The sequence below is a fragment of the uncultured Campylobacter sp. genome (assembly GCF_937890585.1).
Classification (GTDB): Bacteria; Campylobacterota; Campylobacteria; order Campylobacterales; family Campylobacteraceae; genus Campylobacter_A.
Map to the genome: position 1 here is coordinate 1 of NZ_CALACG010000149.1, position 1,447 is coordinate 1,447.

1 protein-coding gene is annotated in these 1,447 nt (G+C 41.1%); it reads left to right on the forward strand.

Annotated features, from left to right (window positions below; all coding sequences use genetic code 11):
- On the forward strand, positions 1–1,447 hold a 1,447-nt coding region (locus Q0296_RS04305), incomplete at both ends, for a S6 family peptidase (protein WP_298036951.1).

The following is a 1,447-nucleotide window of genomic DNA, read 5'->3' on the forward strand; positions in this document are numbered from 1 at the left end:
TAGACGCTCAGGTCATGGATATAGGGACAAATTTTTATAGAGATTACCTTGATCTTGCGCAAAACAAAGGCATCTTTAAAGCCTCAGACGCTCCACTAGAATTTACGCAAAGAAACGGCACTAAATTTACGTTTGATAAGATCCCAAACAACAACGCAAGAAATAATAAAGGCAACTTTACCTCCCTTGGACGAAGTTTTGTAGTGACAGCAAATCACACACTTCTTGCCTCAGCTGCTACAAATTTTAATGAAAACAGAGGCTGGTTTGGCAACACACTTTATGAATACGCAACAAATTCTACGCAAAAGCTTTATGGCGCAGACACAACATATCTGCGAACTTCAAAATACATAGTCGAAGGGCAGATCGACCCTCTGGATGTGCCAAATTTGGAGATCTCTAGTCAAGATCAAACAAAAGATGAGGCTAATGCAAAAAAGATAGAAGATCGTTTTAGAGATATAAAAAATAGCGGCGGAGCTAGCGGCGAGAACATCCTTGCATACGAGGCTGGCACAGGCTCACTTGCCCTTGAAAAGCCAAAGAGCGATTCAGATGGCTTTGCTGAGGTGATGAGCGCTACTGAGTTTGAGAACCAAAATATAGTAAATAACGCACTTGGCGCAAGCGTGAATGAGATAGGAGTGGCGTATTCTGCGGTTTATAAGAGCCATTACTCAAGTGTAAGCAAACCCGGGGTTTATCTATTTATGACTTCGAATAGGGGCTTTAGAAATAGGCTTTTGCCAGGAGATAGTGGCTCTGGGTTTTTTGTCTATGACACGGTAGCTCAAAAATGGGTCTTAGTAGGCGTTTTAACCGGAGTTGAGGATAATAAAAACTACGCATCTATCGTTACTGCAAGAGATTTTAACGACTATAAAAAAGAGTATGAAAATTTAGTAAGTGGCGTAAATGTCCTAGGCAGCGCGCTAGTGCAAAATAAAGATAATATATTTAGCAGCGTAAATGGCTCAAACATCACGCTAAACTCTAATCTAGACTTAGGACATGGCGGTATCGTCGTAAATAGCGGAGATCTTACGCTAAATAGCACAAATGGTAGCAAGATAGCAAAATTTGCAGGTTTTGACATAGCTGGGGGTGCAAGTTTAAATTTAAACGTCGTTTCAGACACAAGCGTGCATAAGCTAGGCAAAGGCAGCTTGATAGTAAGCTCAAGTGGCAACAAACCACTAAGGCTAGGCGAGGGCGTGGTTGAGCTAAGAGCTTTAAATGCCTTTGATAAAATTTATCTAACAAGTGGCAGAGGGCTCTTAAGGCTTGGCGTGAATGAAAATTTAAATGACAAAATTTTCTTTGGCAATGGCGGTGGAGCGCTTGATCTAAATGGCTTTGATCAGACTTTTAACAACATATCAGCCAACTCAAGCGACGCGAAGATAACAAATGAAAACTCACAAAGAGCAACGCTTGCTATAAA